We start from the raw sequence: 16,049 nt of genomic DNA, 5'->3' as shown, positions 1-16,049 counted from the left end.
CTCACCGGGGGGCGTCGTTCTTGGGCGTGTACGTCACTCCGACGGGGCTGCCGCACTGGTTGAAGCTCGGGAACGGTCGGGGAGTACCGTTCACGATCTCGCCGAGGCCGTGGCCGTTCTGCAGCCAGTTGAGGAGCGTGAACGGCTTGAACGTCGACCCGGTCTGGAAGCCCTCACCGCCGCCGTACCGCTCGTCGACGCTGTAGTTGATCCCCGTGTCGGTCGCCGGAGCGCAGGCGTTCGGGTCGGCGCCCTCGGTTCCGCAGCCCGCGAGCTGGTTGTAGTTCTTGTTCTGGACCATCGTGAGCACGCGGCCGGTGTCGGCTTCCACCGAGTTCAGGACCCCGCCCAGGGCGAGCCGGGCCTCGGTGTTCGGCGCGTAGGCGTTGATCAGGTCCTTCTGCGCGTTGTTGAGGTCGAGGTTCAGCGTGGTCTGGATCGTGTAGCCGCCGTTGCGCCAGGCGGCGTCGCGTGCCTTCTGGGTCGAGCCGAGCTGGGACATCTCCTTGACGACCTGCACCGCGTAGTCGCAGAAGAACTGGGATCCGTTGCCGGCGGCGGCCTTGCAGCCCTGGGTCGGGTCGGTCAGGTGCACGTAGTCGGCGGGCTTGGAGGCGATGGCCTCCTTGAAGTCCTTGGTGTTGATGTGCTTCTGGGCGTACATCGACTTCAAGATCACGTCACGCCGGGCGACGTTCGCTTCGTAGTACTTCGGGTCGGACAGGTTGCGCGTGTTCGGCGACTGCACGATCGCCAGGATCGAGGCGGCCTCGGCGGCGGTGAGGTCGGTGGCGCTCTTGCCGAAGTAGTGCTGCGCCGCGGCCTGGACGCCGTACGTCTGGTCACCGAAGTAGGCGATGTTCAGGTAGCCGGTGAGGATGTCCTTCTTCGGGTACTTCTTCGCCAGCCCGATCGCGAGCTTCATCTCCTCGAGCTTGCGGGAGACGGAGACCTTGGTCGCCTCGTTGTAGGCCTTGATCCGCTGCTCCTGCGTGGGGAGCTCGAGTGCCTGCTGCATCTTGATGTTGCGGACGAGCTGCATGGTGAGCGTCGACCCACCGCCGGAGTCGCCGAGGCCACCCCCGGCGACGGTGCCGACACCGGCGCGGACGAGCGAGGTCATGTCGACGCCGCCGTGGTGCCAGAAGCGCTTGTCCTCACCGTCGATCGCGGCGTTCTTGAGGTTCTCGCTGATCTGGTCGTACTTCAGCTCCTGGCGGTTCTGGTCGTAGACCGTCGCCAGGTGGGTCGGCTTGCCGCCCGAGTACGCCAGCACCTCGTTGCGCTGGGGCAGGTCGCCGAGCTCGATGTACTCGGGCAGCGACTCGAAGACGCCGATCGTCGAGGTCGTCGTGACACCGGCGACCGCGATCGCCGGCGTGACACCGATGGTGACGAGCAGGCCGGCGAGTGCGCTGAAACCGACGAAACCGACGAAGGCGCCGACTGCGGAGACGGGCTTGGTCCGGCGGGCAGACGTCTTCTGGGCAGACATAGGATGCAGCCTAAACGACACCTCGGACTGGAAAGCTGGCAAGGAACCGCATGAGCCGCTGGGAATACCTCACGACCCCGTTGATCATCCACAACACCACCGCCATCCTCAACAACTTCGGTGAGCAGGGCTGGGAACTGGTCCAGGTCGTCACCGGCCCGGAGGGCGGGCTCGTCGCCTACCTGAAGCGTCCGAAGGCCGAGGCATGAGCGTCGCCGAGCGCCTGACCGAGCTCGGCATCACGGTGCCGGAGGTCGCGGCTCCCGTCGCCGCGTACGTCCCCGCCGTCGTCTCCGGCGCACACGTCTTCACCGCTGGGCAGCTGCCGTTCGTCGACGGCGCCCTGCCGGTGACGGGCAAGGTCGGGTCAGCGGTCGACGCCGAGACGGCGACGGCGCAGGCCCGGGTGGCGGCGCTCAACGCCCTCGCCGCGGTGCAGAGCGTCGCCGGGTCGCTCGACCGGGTCGCCCGGGTCGTCAAGGTGACGGTCTTCGTGGCCTCCGACCCCTCGTTCACCGGGCAGCCGGCGGTCGCGAACGGAGCGTCGCAGCTCGTCGGCGACGTGTTCGGCGAAGCCGGCGTCCACGCGCGCAGCGCGGTCGGCGTCGCGGTCCTGCCGCTGGACGCACCGGTCGAGGTCGAGCTGGTCGTCGAGCTGACGGTCTGACCACCCACGGACGCGACGCGTCCGTGGGACGCAGGAAGGGCCTCCCGGCCGGTGTGACGGGAGGCCCTTCCTGCGTCCGCCCGGCTACATCAGGTCCGCGATGGTCGCCATGATCGTCGGGTCGGCCAGCGTCGTCGTGTCGCCGATGCGACGCCCCTCGGCCGCGTCGCGGAGGAGGCGGCGCATGATCTTGCCGGACCGCGTCTTCGGCAGCTCCGGGACGATGACGACCTGACGGGGCTTCGCGATCGGGCCGATCCGCTTGCCGACCCAGGAGCGCAGCTCGGCGGCGGAGGCCTCGCGGTCGACGCCCTCGGCCGCCTCGGCGGTGAGGATCACGAACGCGACGACGGCCTGCCCGGTCGTCTCGTCGGCGGCACCGACGACCGCTGCTTCGGCGACTCCCTCGTGTCCGACGAGCGCGGACTCGATCTCCGCGGTGGACAGTCGGTGCCCGGAGACGTTCATCACGTCGTCGACGCGTCCCTGCACCCAGATGTCGCCCTGGCCGTCGAGCCGGGCGCCGTCGCCGGCGAAGTAGCGGCCCGGGAACCGTGACCAGTACGTCTCGACGAAGCGGTCGTCGTCGCCCCAGATGCCGCGCGCCATCGACGGCCACGGCTCGGTGACGGTGAGGTAGCCGCTGCCGCCGGGACCCACGGGGGGTGCCGTCCTCGTCCACGATCTCGGTGACGATCCCCGGCAGCGGGGTCTGTGCCGCGCCGGGCTTGAGCTTCGTCACGCCGGGCAGCGCCGAGATCATGATCGCGCCGGTCTCCGTCTGCCACCACGTGTCGACGATCGGGGTCCGGTCGTGGCCGATGACCTGCCGGTACCACTGCCACGCCTCGGGGTTGATCGGCTCGCCGACGCTGCCCAGCAGCCGGAGCGACTCGAGGCTGCGTGCTTCCGGGATCTGACGACCGGCCTTCATCGCGGCGCGGACCGCGGTCGGTGCCGTGTAGAGGACCGTGACCCCGTACGCGTCCACGATGTCCCACCAGCGACCGGGCTGTGGCTCGTCCGGCGTGCCCTCGTACAGGACCTGCGTCACGCCGTTCGCGAGGGGACCGTAGACGACGTACGTGTGACCGGTGATCCAGCCGATGTCGGCCGTGCACCAGTAGACGTCCTTCTCCGGGTGCATGTCGAAGACGTTCCGGTGCGTGTAGGCCGCCTGGGTGAGGTACCCGCCGGAGGTGTGCACGATGCCCTTCGGCTTCCCGGTCGTGCCCGAGGTGTACAGGATGAACAGGGGCGTCTCGGCGGGGAAGGCCTGCGCCTCGTGATCGGGAGCGGCGGCGGCGAACTCGTCGTGCCACCACCGGTCGCGGTCGGTCCAGGCGATCTCGTTGCCGCCGCGCTGCACGACGAGCACGTGCTCGACGCTGCCCGTGCCCTCGCCCTGCAGGGCCTCGTCCACGGCGGGCTTGAGCGGGGAGACGGCACCGCGACGCCATCCGCCGTCCGCGGTCACGACGACCTTCGCGCCGGCGTCCTCGATCCGGGCGCGGAGGCTCTCGGCGCTGAAGCCGCCGAAGACGACGGAGTGGATCGCGCCGAGCCGGGCGATCGCGAGCATCGTGACGACGGCCTCCGGGATGAGGGGGGAGGTACACGACGACACGGTCACCACGCCCGACGCCGAGACCCTGCAGCATGTTCGCCGCGCGCTGCACGTCCGCCGTCAGCTCGGCGTAGGTGACGGTGCGGGTGTCGCCGTTCGCGCCCTCGAAGTGGATCGCGACGCGGTCGCCGTTGCCGGCGCGGACGTGCCGGTCGAGGCAGTTCTCGGCGACGTTGAGCTCCCCGTCCGCGAACCACCGGGCGAACGGTGCCCCGGACCAGTCGAGCGTCGTCGTGAAGGGCGTCCGCCAGTTGAGCAGGGCTCGGGACTGCTCCGCCCAGAACGCCACCCGGTCGGCGCTCGCGGCGTCGTGGAGGCCCTGGTCGGCGACGGCGTCCGCGACGAACTCGGGCGACGGTGGGAACGTCGTCGCGTCGTCGGAGGTGTCGGCCTGCTGTGGAGCGGCCTGCTGCGGAATCGTCATCGATGTCCTTTCGTCTCGTCCGCCCGGGACGCGGTCGGACCACCGAGGCAGACGACGACCGGGCGCAGTCGGAGACTACTCCCGACCGCGCTCCCGGCGGAGGACCCGGCCCGGTGCCGGCAGCGAGCGCCGTCCTGCGGTCCGGCCCGTCACCGCGGACCTGCCGGCGCGCAGCGGGACAGTCGATCCGCGCAGGTCCTCGCGTTCCGCGTCCAGGAGTGTCGGCGCATCCCCTTCGTGGGGTACAGTGTTCCCTGCCGGGCTCGTTCCCGGTGGCACCGGTCACGATTCCCCCCCAATCACCCCGGTGTCCAGGCGGCACCCGTTCCCCCCCAACAGGTGCCGCCTCTTCTTCTTCCCGGCTGGACCGCACGGGCGTGCGTCGGACGGAACGGGCGCGACGCCGCCGATCGGCAGCAGGACGCGGCCGACGTGGACAGACCGGTCGGCCCAGCCCCGCGCCCCACGCCGGTCTCGTCGCGCTCATCGGGACCCACTCGTCCCGGTCCGCCCTTCGGCGGACCCGCGACCTCGGCGCCGGATCGCTGCAGCACCCGGACATCCGGAACGGGGTACGAAGGCGATCGTCGGGGTACAAATCGCTCACGGTCGTGACGTCGGGCAGGGCTGTCCACCGGTCCGGCCGGGAGGCGCGGATCACCTGAAGCGCGGCCGTACCGTCGCGCCATGCACCGCCATCGCGCTCCGTTCCTGCCCGGGTCTCCGCCTCCTCACCATCGGCGGCGTGCCGCGTCGTTGGTCGACTTCGAGGAGCTCGCGCCCCTGGTCGCCGACGACCGCGTGACGGACGTACTGGTCCTGGGCGGACGGGGCGTCTGGACCGACCGGGGCGCCGGGTTGGTCGTCGTGCCGGGACTCGTCCTGCCGGAGGACCGCGCCCGCGACCTCGCCCGTGCCCTGGTCGCCCGCGGCGGACGGCACGTCGACGAGACCACACCCTGCGCCGACGTCCGGCACGGAGACGGGATCCGTGTGCACGCGGTGCTCGCTCCGGTGTCCGTGCACGGGACGGCGATCTCCGTCCGGCTGCCACGCGACGAGCGACCCACGATCGACCGCCTGGCCGACCGAGGGTTCTTCGAGCGGGTGCCGCGCCGGCTCGTCGAGCGGGCCGTGCACGAACGGCAGAACGTGCTCGTGACGGGGGGCCACCGGGAGCGGGAAGACCACGCTCCTCGCAGCGATGCTCGCGCAGGTGCCGGCCCGCGAACGCATCATCACGGTGGAGGACGTCGCCGAACTCCGGGTCGACCACCCGCACGTCGTCGCGCTCGAGGCCCGGCAGGCGAACGCGGAGGGCGCCGGCGAGCTGGGTCTCGGTCGACTGCTCCGCGAAGCGCTCCGGATGCGACCAGACCGGATCGTCGTGGGGGGAGTGCCGGGGCGCCGAGGTCCGGGAGCTCACGTCGGCCCTCAACACCGGGCACGACGGGGGGCGCGGGGACCGTGCATGCGAACGGCCTCGACGACGTCGCCGCGCGACTCGAAGCGCTCGGTGCGCTGGCCGGGCTCGGACCCGAGTCGCTCGCGCGACAGGCGGCGAGTGCGTTCGACCTGGTGCTGCACGTGGAGCGCCGGCACGGGGTGCGGCGGTTGGCAGCGGTGGGCCGGATGCACGTCGACCGCGCCGGACGGTTGGTGGTCGCCGACGTCGAGGCCGTGCTGAGCCGGGCGGCGTCGAGCCGGGGCGCGCCGAGCCGGGTCGTGTCGAGCAGCGGGGACCGGGTGGCGGCACCTGAGGGCGCGAGGACGGGCGGGCCGGCCCGGATCGACGGTTGCGGCTCGTCGGCGCCCCGCAGTGGCTCCCGACCCGCGGGCGACGCTCGACGTGATGCGCGGCGGGTCGACGACGAGCAGTGCCGCCGGAGGACAGGCGGGGCGCACCGACGTCCCCGTGACGGCTCGTGACGACGCCCCGCGCGCGGACCGGTGATCGCGCCGGACCGAGGACCGATCCCCTCGGCCGACCGCTGGACCTCGCACGGACGCTGGACCGCGTCGCCGTGCTGGTCGCTGCCGGCGTCCCACCGCCGCGGGCGTGGGCGCTCGTGACCGCGGCGGCAGCCGCACCGACCCAGAGGCGGTCGTACCCGGCCACTGGCCAACCGGAGCCGCGCCGGGGACGGGCGGGACTGGTCCGACGCCGGACCCGTCCATCCCGCAGGACGGTACGAGGACGTGGCCCGGCGGGCGGCGGTCGCGGGTCGTGGGACCCCCTCGACCGAGCGGGACGTCGAGGGGGGTGCTCGCCGTCGCGGCCCGGACGGGAGCGCCGGTGGCACCGACACTCCGGGCGCTCGCAGTGTCCCTGCGCGATGCCGAACAGACGGCGCGGTCGATCCGCACCGCGCTCGCCGGTCCGCGCGCGAGCACACGGGTCGTGTTGACGCTCCCGGTCTTCGGGGCGCTGCTCGGGTGGGCCTGGGGTGTCGACTCGGTCGGCGTCCTGGTGGGCAGCCCTGTCGGCTCGGTCTGCCTGGTCACGGCGGTGGTGCTCGTCGCGGTCGCGCACCGGTGGACGCAGCGACTCGTGGCCTCCGCTGCGGAGAACGAGCCGATGCCGGGGCTGCTGCTCGACGTCTGGGCCGTGGCGCTCTCCGGCGGTGGCGCCTGGACCGACGCCGGCGCCAGCGTCGACGCCGTGTTCGCCGATCGGGCCTGGCCGCAGCCGGACCGTGACCGGCTCGCGGAGACCCTGGCGCTCGCCGGACGAGCCGGGGTCCCGGCCGCCGGGCTCCTCCGCGCGTGCGCCCTCGACCGGCGGGCGGACGCCGCTGCCGAGGGTCTCGCGCGCGCCGAGCGGCTGGGGGGTACGGCTCGTGCTGCCGCTCGGGGTGTGCATCCTGCCGGCGTTCGTACTGGTGGGGGTGGTGCCCGTGGTCGTGGGCATCCTCTCCTCCACATCGGGTGCCTTCGGCTGACCCCTCCACGGACGGTCGCGGGTGCCGATCGCACGACCGGCGCCTCGCCGAGACTCGGACCAGGGCCCGCTGGTCCAGCAACCGCGGGGCCGAGACCGTCCGGCCGGGACCGACGGGCCCGGATCGGACACACGAGACAAGACAGAAGGAAGGACACCACATGGAGAAGGACATCCCGAGTGCGGACCTGCCGCCGGCGGAGGCGCGACCGGAGCGTCGGAGGACGCGGCTGCGGGACGACGACGGGTCCGCCACGGCGGAGTACGCGGTGGTCATCTTGGCGGCCGTGGCCTTCGCCGGCGTCCTGGTCGCGGTGATGCGGTCCGGCGAGGTACAGGTCCTGCTCACCGAACTCGTCCGCACCGCGCTCACGCCGTGAGTCCGCGGCGAACCCGCCCACCAGCAGACGAACGCGGATCGGTCACCGTCGAGTTCGCCGTCGCGCTACCGGTCGTCGCCGCCGTCCTGGCCGCGGGAATCGGCGGCGTGCGGGTCGTCGACGCGCAGGGCCGTCTGCAGGCCGCCGCGGTCACGGCCGCCCGGGCGTTCGGACGCGGCGACGACGACGCGGGCCGCCGGGCGCTCCGGACGGCGGGAGCCGGGTCGTTCCGCATCGACCACACACAGGGCTTGGTCTGTGTGCACGCCGGGCGGGCCGCGGGGAGCGGTCCGTTCGCGGCGCTCGTGCTGCGGGAGAGCGCCTGCTCGGTCGACGAGCGTGACCCGGCCGAGCACGACCTGGGTGACCACGTCGCGGACGGGCTGGCCGAAGACGGGCCCGACGGCGGCGGCCCGTCGTGACCCGGCCGATCCGGATCGCTCCCGGTGCCCGGTCGGGCGGAGCGGCGTACCTGTCCGTTCGGTCTCGACCGTCGGTCGCCGGGCGGGCAGACGACGGAGGATCGGTGGCGGTCGTGCTCGTCGCGGTCCTCGCTGCCGTCTCGCTCGTCGTCGTGTCGGCGCTCGCCGCCGCCGGCCTCCGCGTCGCATCGGCTCGGGCGCAGGGGGGCAGCGGACACCGCGGCACTCAGCGCAGCGGCCGCGACGGTCGGACTGGCGCCGGGCCCGCCGTGCGCTGCTGCTCGCCGCTCCGCCCGGGCCGTCCGGGCCGACGTCCGCACCTGCTCCGTCACCGGGGCCGTCGCGCGTGTCGCCGTCGTGGTCGGGTCCGGGCCGCTGTCCGTCGGGGCCGTGGCGGTCGCCGGACCGCACGGCGGCGCAGACGCCTCGGCCGGGGCGACGGACACCGGCCGTGTCGTCCAGCCGGAGGTCGCGGACCACCTCCGGCTCCGCCGGGCATCCCCACCGGAGTGTGTATGGTGTGCCTGTCGGCCCGCCGGTCACCGAGTTCCCGGTCGACCCGGACGCATCCACGACGTCCGTCGGCTGACCAGCACCATCGATCAAGGAGACACGTGCCAGGCACGAAGAAGCTCGTGATCGTCGAGAGCCCCGCGAAGGCCAAGACGATCGCGCAATACCTCGGCGACGGATACGAAGTCCAGGCGTCCGTCGGACACATCCGCGACCTCGTCGAGCCCAAGAACCTGCCCGCCGAGCTCAAGAAGGGCTCCCTCGGCAAGTTCTCGGTCGACGTCGACAACGGGTTCGAGCCGTACTACGTCGTCTCCGATGCCAAGAAGAAGACCGTCGCCGACCTCAAGCGCGCCTTGAAGGACGCCGACGAGCTCTACCTCGCAACAGATGAAGACCGCGAGGGCGAGGCCATCGCGTGGCACCTGCTGCAGGTCCTGAAGCCCAAGGTGCCCGTCAAGCGCATGGTCTTCCACGAGATCACCAAGGAAGCGATCCAGCGCGCGCAGGAAGCCACGCGGGAACTCGACACCGCGCTCGTCGATGCGCAGGAGACCCGTCGGATCCTCGACCGTCTCTACGGGTACGAGGTCTCGCCGGTCCTGTGGCGCAAGGTCGGCCCGGGCCTGTCCGCCGGCCGCGTGCAGTCGGCCGCGACCCGACTCGTGGTCGACCGGGAGCGCGAGCGCTTGGCCTTCGTCTCGGCGAACTACTGGGACCTGACCGCCCGGTTCGAGAAGGCCGACGACGGGACGTTCACCGCACGCCTCGCCCGGATCCACGGGAAGCGCGTCGCCTCCGGACGCGACTTCGACGACCGCGGCGCGACCACGTCCGACGTCGTCCGGCTCGACGAGACGTCGGCGAGTGCGCTCTCCGCGGTCCTCGAGCGCGCCGGCGACGCGGTCGTCCGCAGCGTCGAGTCGAAGCCGTACACCCGCCGACCAGCCGCGCCGTTCACGACGTCGACCCTGCAGCAGGAGGCGGCACGCAAGCTCCGCTTCTCCGCGCGGCAGACGATGAGCGTCGCGCAGGGCCTGTACGAGAACGGTCACATCACCTACATGCGTACCGACTCCGCCTCGCTCTCGCAGCAGGCGGTCTCGGCGGCGCGGAAGCAGGCGACCGCGCTCTACGGTGCCGACTCCGTCCCGGCGAAGCCGCGCTCGTACGCCGGCAAGAGCAAGAACGCGCAGGAGGCGCACGAGGCCATCCGGCCCGCGGGTGACACCTTCAAGACGCCATCCCAGATGGAGGGCGTCCTGCGCGGCAACGACCTCCGGCTGTACGACCTCATCTGGAAGCGCACCGTCGCCTCGCAGATGGCGGACGCCAAGGGGTCGACCGCGTCCGTCGTGCTCGGCATCACCTCGACCGAACCGGTGGAGGGCCTGGCGTCCACGGCGTCCGGCACCGACGTGGAGTTCACCGCGTCCGGCACGGTCATCACCTTCCGCGGGTTCCTCAACGCCTACGAGGAAGGTCGTGACGAGGAGCGCGCCGCGGGGGGACTCCGCCGACGACGCCAAGCTGCCGCAGATGACCGAGGGCGACCACCTCGGCGTCCACGACGTCGCCGCCAAGGGGCACGACACCTCGGCACCGCCCCGTTACACCGAGGCGAGCCTGGTGAAGACGCTCGAGGAGCTCGGCATCGGCCGTCCCTCGACCTACGCCGCGATCATCTCCACGATCATGGACCGCGGGTACGTCACGCAGCGTGGAACGGCCCTCGTGCCGAACTGGATCGCGTTCAGCGTCGTCCGACTCCTCGAGGAGTACTTCGGCGACCTCGTGCAGTACGACTTCACCGCCGAGATGGAGAGCGACCTCGACCGCATCGCGAGCGGTGACGAGGACCGGGTCGACTGGCTCAAGGGCTTCTACTTCGGCGGCGACGACCAGCGCGGCCTCCGGACGGTCATCGACAACCTCGGGGAGATCGACGCCCGCGAGATCAACTCGGTCGAACTCGCACCGGGACTGACCCTCCGCATCGGTCGGTACGGCCCGTACATCGAGACGCCGAGCGACGACCCCGAGAAGCCGCGGCGGGTGAACGTCCCCGAGGACATCGCCCCCCGACGAACTCACGCTCGAGAAGGCGCGGGAGCTCGTCGAGGCACCCGTGATCGGTGACCGGGTCGTCGGCATCAACCCGGAGACCGGCAAGGAGGTCCTCGCCAAGGACGGCCGCTTCGGTCCGTACGTGACCGAGCGCACCCCGGAGCCCGAGCCGACGGTCGACCCGGCGACGGGCGAGGTCCTGCCGGCGACGGCCGAGTCGGACCCGTCGGCGGCAGCGGAAGCCACCACGACGACGACGACCACCACGAAGACCACCGCGACGAAGACGGCGGCCAAGGGGAAGACCCCGGCGGCGAAGAAGACGACGAAGAAGGCGGCAGCAGCCCCGAAGGAGCGCACGGCGTCCCTGTTCAAGTCGATGGACCCGCAGACCGTCGACCTCGAGACCGCGCTCAAGCTCCTCGACCTGCCCCGCACGGTCGGCACGGACCCGGAGTCCGGCGAGGAGATCACGGCGCAGAACGGCCGCTACGGTCCGTACCTCAAGAAGGGCACGGACACCCGGACGCTCCCGAGCGAGGACGCGATCTTCGACGTCGATCTACCCGGCGCCCTCGAGTTGTTCGCGCAGCCGAAGTACGGCGCCAAGCGTGCCGCCAGCGCGGCGCTGAAGGAGTTCGACGCCGACCCGGTGTCCGGCAAGCCGATCAAGGTGAAGGACGGCCGTTTCGGTCCGTACGTCACCGACGGTGAGACGAACGCGACGATCCCGCGCGGCGAGGAGGTCGAGGCGGTCGATTTCGAGCGCGCGGTCCAGCTCCTCGCCGACAAGCGCGCGAAGGGTCCGGTCAAGAAGAAGGCCCCCGCCCGACGCGCCCCCCGCCAAGAAGAAGTGACGCCGGACGCCGCCGTGTCCGGACCGTCGCCCGTCGCCGCCCGCGGGTGGTTCATCACCCTCGAGGGTGGCGACGGCGCCGGCAAGACCACCCAGGCCGAGCGCCTCGAGCAGTGGCTCGTGGACCACGGCCTGGAGGTCGTCCGGACGCGGGAGCCGGGCGGAACGCCCCTCGGGCAGCGCATCCGCGAGATCGTGCTGCACGAGCGTGGTCACGTCGCCCCGCGCGCCGAGGCACTGCTGTACGCGGCCGACCGAGCGCACCACGTCGAGACCGTCGTGCGTCCGGCACTCGCCCGTGGTGCGGTCGTGCTCCAGGACCGGTACATCGACTCCTCGGTGGCCTACCAGGGCGTCGCACGCGGCCTCGGTGCGGAGCAGATCCGGACCGTCTCGGACTGGGCTGCCGACGGCTTGACGCCGGACCTCACCGTGCTGCTCGACGTCGACGTGTCCATCGGACGGGCCCGGGTCGCCGCGGCCCGCGGCGACGTCTTCGACCGCCTTGAGTCCGAAGCGGAGATGTTCCACGAGACGGTGCGCGCGGCCTTCCTCGCGATGGCGGGGGGCGGAGCCCGAGCGGTTCCTCGTCGTCGACGCCGCGGAACCCGCCGACACGGTGCAGGGACACATCCGTGCAGCGGTCTCCGGCCGCGTCGGGGTCTCCTGATGCCCGCGACCGGTCGGCCGTCGGTGGCGGCTGGGAAGATCGCCCCGTGAGCGTGTGGGAGGGCCTGACCGGGCAGGAGGAGTCCGTGGCTGCACTGCGCAGCGCCGCGGAGTCGACCGACGGCACCGGGGGGCATGACCCACTCGTGGCTCATCACCGGTCCGCCCGGGTCGGGACGGTCGAACGTCGCCGCCGCCTTCGCCGCAGCACTCGTGGGGAACGGTCCGGACGACGACCACACGCTGCGGCTCATCGCCGCGGGCACGCATCCGGACGTGTCGCGGCTCACCACCCAGCGGGTCATCATCACCATCGACGAGATCCGTGCGCTCGTGACCTCGTCGCACTTCTCGCCCTCGGTCGGCCGGTACCGCGTGATGATCGTCGAGGACGCCGACCGGATGACCGAACGCACCTCGAACCTGCTGCTCAAAGCGCTCGAGGAACCGCCTGAGCGCACCGTGTGGATCCTGTGCGCGCCGAGTGAGGCGGACCTCCTCCCGACCATCCGGTCACGCGTCCGCTCCGTGCGCCTGCGGGTGCCCGGGATCGAGTCTGTGGCCGACCTCATCGTCGCCCGCACCGGCGTGGACCGGGTCCTCGCGACCGATGCCGCCCGGCAGGCGCAGAGCCACATCGGGATGGCCCAACGGCTCGCCACCAGCGAGGACGCCCGTGACCGCCGCCGTCGCACCCTGACGACCGTGCTCGGGATCCGGAGCGTCGGCGACGCCGTGAACGCCGCGGCCGCGCTGCTCGCCGTGGCGGACGAGGACGCCAAGGCGATCACGCTCGAACGTGACGCCGAGGAACGCGACGCAGCGCTCCGGTCGCTCGGCGTGCAGCCGGGCGGGACGGTGCCGCCGGCGCTCCGGTCGCAGCTGCGTGCGCTGGAGGAAGACCAGAAGCGGCGCGCGACCCGGAGCCTCCGTGACGGGTTGGACCGTATCCTCGTGGACGTCTCCTCGCTCTACCGGGATCTGTTGCTCCTCGGTCTCGGCGCACCGGCGGAACCGGTGAACCTGACGATCCGGCACGAGCTCGAGCGGGCGCTGCCGTCCGTGCCGCCGGCCGCCGCGCTGGAGGTGCTCGACGCGATCGCCACCGCACGACAGCGGATCGGCGCGAACGTCGCGGCCCTCCTGGCGCTCGAGGCCCTGCTCGTCACGGTGGCCCGCGCCGTCCGCTGACCGACGGCGCCGCCATCGGGTGCGCACGGGCCGTTCCCGCGCGTCCTCTCATGCCGCCCGCTGCGGTGCGCGTGCGAGGATCGTGCCCATGACCGATGCCGAACCGGGCCTCCGCGAGCGGAAGCGCCGCGCCACCCGACTGGCGATCCAGCAGGCCGCGCTGCACGTCGCGCTCGAGCACGGTCTCGCCGCGGTCACCGTCGACGAGGTGTCCCGCCGTGCCGACATCTCGCCCCGCACGTTCTTCAACTACTTCCCGAGCAAGGAACAGGCGATCCTCGGCGACGACCCGACGCTGCCGCAGGGGGAGGAGGTCGAGGTGTTCGTCGCCGGCGGTCCCTCGGGCGAACTGCTGTCCGACCTCGGCGCCCTGCTCGTGCACTCGGCGCGTGAACTCGTCGAGGAGCGCGGTCTGATCGGGGAGCGGCAGCAGGTCCTCCGTGCGAACCCGGAACTGTTCAGTCGACGGATGGCCTCGATGCAGGAGTTCCAGGCCGAGCTCCAGACGGTGGTCGAGCGGCGGCTCCAGCGCGACGCCACCCTGAGCGGTGACGAGGCCACCGCGGACGCCGATGTCCCTCCGGCCCTCCGCCGACGTGCCCGGCTCGCGACGCTCGTCGGACTGGCGGCACTCCGGCACGCCTGGTGGGAGTGGTCCGAACCGGGGTCGGCGGTGCACCTGACCGATGAGCTGGAGCGGTCGTTCGACGATCTCGGCGCGCTCGTTTCGCGCTCGCTCGTCTGATCCTGTACAGTTGTTTCTCGTGCCGCTCCGGGTCATCCGGAGCGTCCGCCGCCTTAGCTCAGTCGGTAGAGCGATTCACTCGTAATGAATAGGTCGTCGGTTCGATTCCGACAGGCGGCTCCGACCACCCCCCTCGTTCCTCCGGGAGCGAGGGGGGTTCGTGCTTCCCGGGGCGGCCCGCGTCAGGCTTGGTCGCGGGCAGGGTCGCCGGCCGGGAGGCCCGTCACCGGCACACGTGCACGCGCGCCTCCCACGGACGCAACATCCCGGTCGAGCCCGGCTCCCCGAGGTTCCCGAGCACGAGGTCGCCCGTCCGCCCCGCGATGCCGTCGGGCAGGACGAGGTCCGACGACGACAGGTTCGCGACGACGACGAGCGGTGGGTCGTCCTCGTTCCCGGTCGACCCGTCCGGGAGTGCCCGCGTGAACGCCCACAGCACCGGGTGCTCCGGCTCGAGGAGCGTGAAGGTGCCGAGCTGCACGGTCCGCGACCGGTGCCGCAGCGCGATGAGCCGCCGGTGGTGTTCGTACACGGACCGGTCCCCGGCGGCGCGGTCCGCCGCGACGGTGACGTGCGGCCAGCCCTGCCCCATCCCGATCCACGGCTCCGCGGTCGAGAACCCACCGGCAGGCTCGCTGTCGTCCCAGGGGATCGGCGTCCGGGCGTTGTCACGACTGCGGAACGCCAGTGCCTCGAGCGCCGACGCGGCGGACATGCCCCGGCCGACGGTCCCGCGGAACCAGTTCACCGACTCGACGTCGCGGTACTGCTCGATCGCGGTGAACCCCGCGTTCACCAAGCCGATCTCGTCGCCCTGGTAGACGTACGGCGTCCCGCGGTGCAGGTGCAGCACGGTGGCGAGCAGCGTCGCCGACTCGTAGCGGAAGGCGAACGGGTCGTCAAACTCCGCCCGTGCCGCCGCCCCGAAGCGCGACACCGGCCGCGGCTGGTCGTGGTTCGACAGGTACAGCGAGTTCCAGCCGCGCTGCTCGAGCCCCGTCTGCCACCGCGCGAGCGAGGCCTTCAGCGCCGGTAGGTCAGTTTCCTGCCGGGTGAACTTCGACGCCGGCGCGTGGTCGAGCCCGACGTGCTCGAACTGGAACACCATGCCGAGTTCGTGCCGCTCCGGAGCGGTGAACAGCACGGCGTCCTCGACCGAGACGCCCGGCATCTCGCCGACGGTGAGCAGCGCGTCCCGGCCGGCGAACACCCGGTCGTGCATCTCCTGCAGGTGCTCGTGGACCCGCGGCTGCATGACGTAGGCGTCGCTGTCGCCGGACAGGGCGTCGTCGTCCTTCGCGATGTGGTTGATGACGTCCATCCGGAAGCCGTCGACGCCGCGGTCGAGCCAGCGGTTCATCATGTCGTACACGGCGGCACGCATGTCCGGGTTCTCCCAGTTCAGGTCCGGCTGCTGCGGCGTGAACATGTGCAGGTAGTACTGGCCGGTGCCGGGGTCCCACGACCATGCGGGGCCGCCGAACGCGGCGCGCCAGCGGTTCGGCTCGTGCCCGTCGACCGGGTCCCGCCAGATGTACCAGTCGTGCTTCGGGCACGTCCGGGAGCGGAGTGCCGCGCGGAACCAGGGGTGCTGGTCGCTGGTGTGGTTGACGACGAGGTCCATGACGAGCCGCATGCCCCGCCGGTGCACCTCGACGAGCAGCGCGTCGAACTCGTCGATCGTGCCGAACAGCGGGTCGATGTCCTCGTGGTCCGAGATGTCGTACCCGTTGTCGACCTGCGGTGAGCGGTAGACGGGGGAGAGCCAGACGACGTCGACGCCGAGGTCGGCGATGTGGTCGAGGTGCCGGCGCAGCCCGGCGAGGTCACCGACGCCGTCGCCGTTCCCGTCGGCGAAGCTCCGTGGGTACACCTGGTAGACGACGGCTCTCGTCCACCACGGTTCCGGTCCGGTCACGGCGCCTCCTCGCGTCCGGTCCGTGCGCTCGGCGCGCGGACCAACCACCTGTCGGACTGGAGGCCTGTCACCCGCCCGGTGCGGGCCTCCCGTCCGTCTCCTGGTGGACAGCACGGTACGCCGCGCGTCCTGAC

Annotated in this window: 8 protein-coding genes, 1 tRNA gene and 6 pseudogenes; 11 read left to right on the top strand and 4 right to left on the bottom strand. The window is 72.0% G+C overall.

Annotated elements, in window-relative coordinates:
* Position 1: 1 nt before the first annotated feature.
* Positions 2-1,495 carry a transglycosylase domain-containing protein gene (locus tag DEJ15_RS13620; RefSeq protein WP_284175135.1) on the bottom strand — a complete coding sequence of 498 codons (1,494 nt, stop codon included), beginning with the start codon at positions 1,493-1,495 and terminating at the stop codon, positions 2-4.
* A 50-nt stretch (positions 1,496-1,545) separates the two neighbouring features.
* On the opposite strand from DEJ15_RS13620, the pseudogene sp36 reads away from it, so the two are divergent.
* Positions 1,546-1,689, top strand: a pseudogene (sp36, locus tag DEJ15_RS13615) (Sp36 family protein); the annotation flags it as partial.
* An 11-nt stretch (positions 1,690-1,700) separates the two neighbouring features.
* Complete coding sequence (locus tag DEJ15_RS13610; protein ID WP_110824591.1) at positions 1,701-2,162, top strand: RidA family protein; 462 nt, start codon at positions 1,701-1,703, stop codon at positions 2,160-2,162.
* 84 nt (positions 2,163-2,246) lie between these two features.
* Here the strand turns inward: DEJ15_RS13610 and acs are convergent.
* Both acs and DEJ15_RS13600 read right to left on the bottom strand, forming a co-directional pair.
* Positions 2,247-4,213 (bottom strand): annotated as a pseudogene (gene acs, locus DEJ15_RS13605) (acetate--CoA ligase).
* 657 nt (positions 4,214-4,870) lie between these two features.
* Positions 4,871-5,404 (bottom strand): hypothetical protein, encoded by a 534-nt coding sequence (locus DEJ15_RS13600; protein WP_284175134.1) that lies wholly within the window; start codon positions 5,402-5,404, stop codon positions 4,871-4,873.
* 13 nt (positions 5,405-5,417) lie between these two features.
* On the opposite strand from DEJ15_RS13600, the pseudogene DEJ15_RS13595 reads away from it, so the two are divergent.
* From DEJ15_RS13595 to DEJ15_RS13555, 9 genes and pseudogenes are all read left to right on the top strand, one after another.
* A pseudogene (locus DEJ15_RS13595) lies at positions 5,418-5,552 on the top strand (pilus assembly protein CpaF); the annotation flags it as partial.
* A gap of 128 nt (positions 5,553-5,680) precedes the next feature.
* Positions 5,681-6,142, top strand: coding sequence for a hypothetical protein (locus DEJ15_RS13590; protein ID WP_284176321.1), 462 nt, complete (start codon positions 5,681-5,683; stop codon positions 6,140-6,142).
* A gap of 1,173 nt (positions 6,143-7,315) precedes the next feature.
* Entirely contained in the window at positions 7,316-7,534 is a 219-nt protein-coding gene (locus DEJ15_RS13585; RefSeq protein ID WP_110824587.1) for a DUF4244 domain-containing protein, read from the top strand.
* Positions 7,531-7,956 (top strand): TadE/TadG family type IV pilus assembly protein, encoded by a 426-nt coding sequence (locus DEJ15_RS13580; protein ID WP_110824586.1) that lies wholly within the window; start codon positions 7,531-7,533, stop codon positions 7,954-7,956. Before DEJ15_RS13585 ends, DEJ15_RS13580 begins: the two co-directional genes overlap by 4 nt.
* A 614-nt stretch (positions 7,957-8,570) precedes the next feature.
* Positions 8,571-11,383, top strand: a pseudogene (topA, locus tag DEJ15_RS13575) (type I DNA topoisomerase); the annotation flags it as partial.
* A gap of 24 nt (positions 11,384-11,407) precedes the next feature.
* A pseudogene (tmk, locus tag DEJ15_RS13570) lies at positions 11,408-12,062 on the top strand (dTMP kinase).
* Between the two features lie 46 nt (positions 12,063-12,108).
* Positions 12,109-13,252, top strand: a pseudogene (locus tag DEJ15_RS13565) (DNA polymerase III subunit delta').
* Between the two features lie 88 nt (positions 13,253-13,340).
* Positions 13,341-13,997 (top strand): TetR/AcrR family transcriptional regulator, encoded by a 657-nt coding sequence (locus DEJ15_RS13560; RefSeq protein ID WP_110824582.1) that lies wholly within the window; start codon positions 13,341-13,343, stop codon positions 13,995-13,997.
* A 47-nt stretch (positions 13,998-14,044) separates the two neighbouring features.
* Positions 14,045-14,117 (top strand) — tRNA-Thr (locus tag DEJ15_RS13555).
* Positions 14,118-14,220: 103 nt separating this feature from the next.
* Here the strand turns inward: DEJ15_RS13555 and DEJ15_RS13550 are convergent.
* Positions 14,221-15,915, bottom strand: coding sequence for an alpha-glucosidase (locus DEJ15_RS13550; protein WP_110824581.1), 1,695 nt, complete (start codon positions 15,913-15,915; stop codon positions 14,221-14,223).
* Positions 15,916-16,049 lie beyond the last annotated feature (134 nt).

This window comes from Curtobacterium sp. MCJR17_043 (genome assembly GCF_003224315.2).
Lineage (GTDB): Bacteria > Actinomycetota > Actinomycetes > Actinomycetales > Microbacteriaceae > Curtobacterium.
Note: the sequence above shows the minus strand (reverse complement) of the source record. Positions and strands in the feature narration are given on the sequence as shown.

Bases quoted from the DNA above. Each gene is read 5' to 3' on its own strand.
- DEJ15_RS13620 (WP_284175135.1), bottom strand. From the start codon at position 1,495: ATGTCTGCCCAGAAGACGTCTGCCCGCCGGACCAAGCCCGTCTCCGCA.
- DEJ15_RS13610 (WP_110824591.1), top strand. From the start codon at position 1,701: ATGAGCGTCGCCGAGCGCCTGACCGAGCTCGGCATCACGGTGCCGGAG.
- DEJ15_RS13585 (WP_110824587.1), top strand. From the start codon at position 7,316: ATGGAGAAGGACATCCCGAGTGCGGACCTGCCGCCGGCGGAGGCGCGA.
- DEJ15_RS13560 (WP_110824582.1), top strand. From the start codon at position 13,341: ATGACCGATGCCGAACCGGGCCTCCGCGAGCGGAAGCGCCGCGCCACC.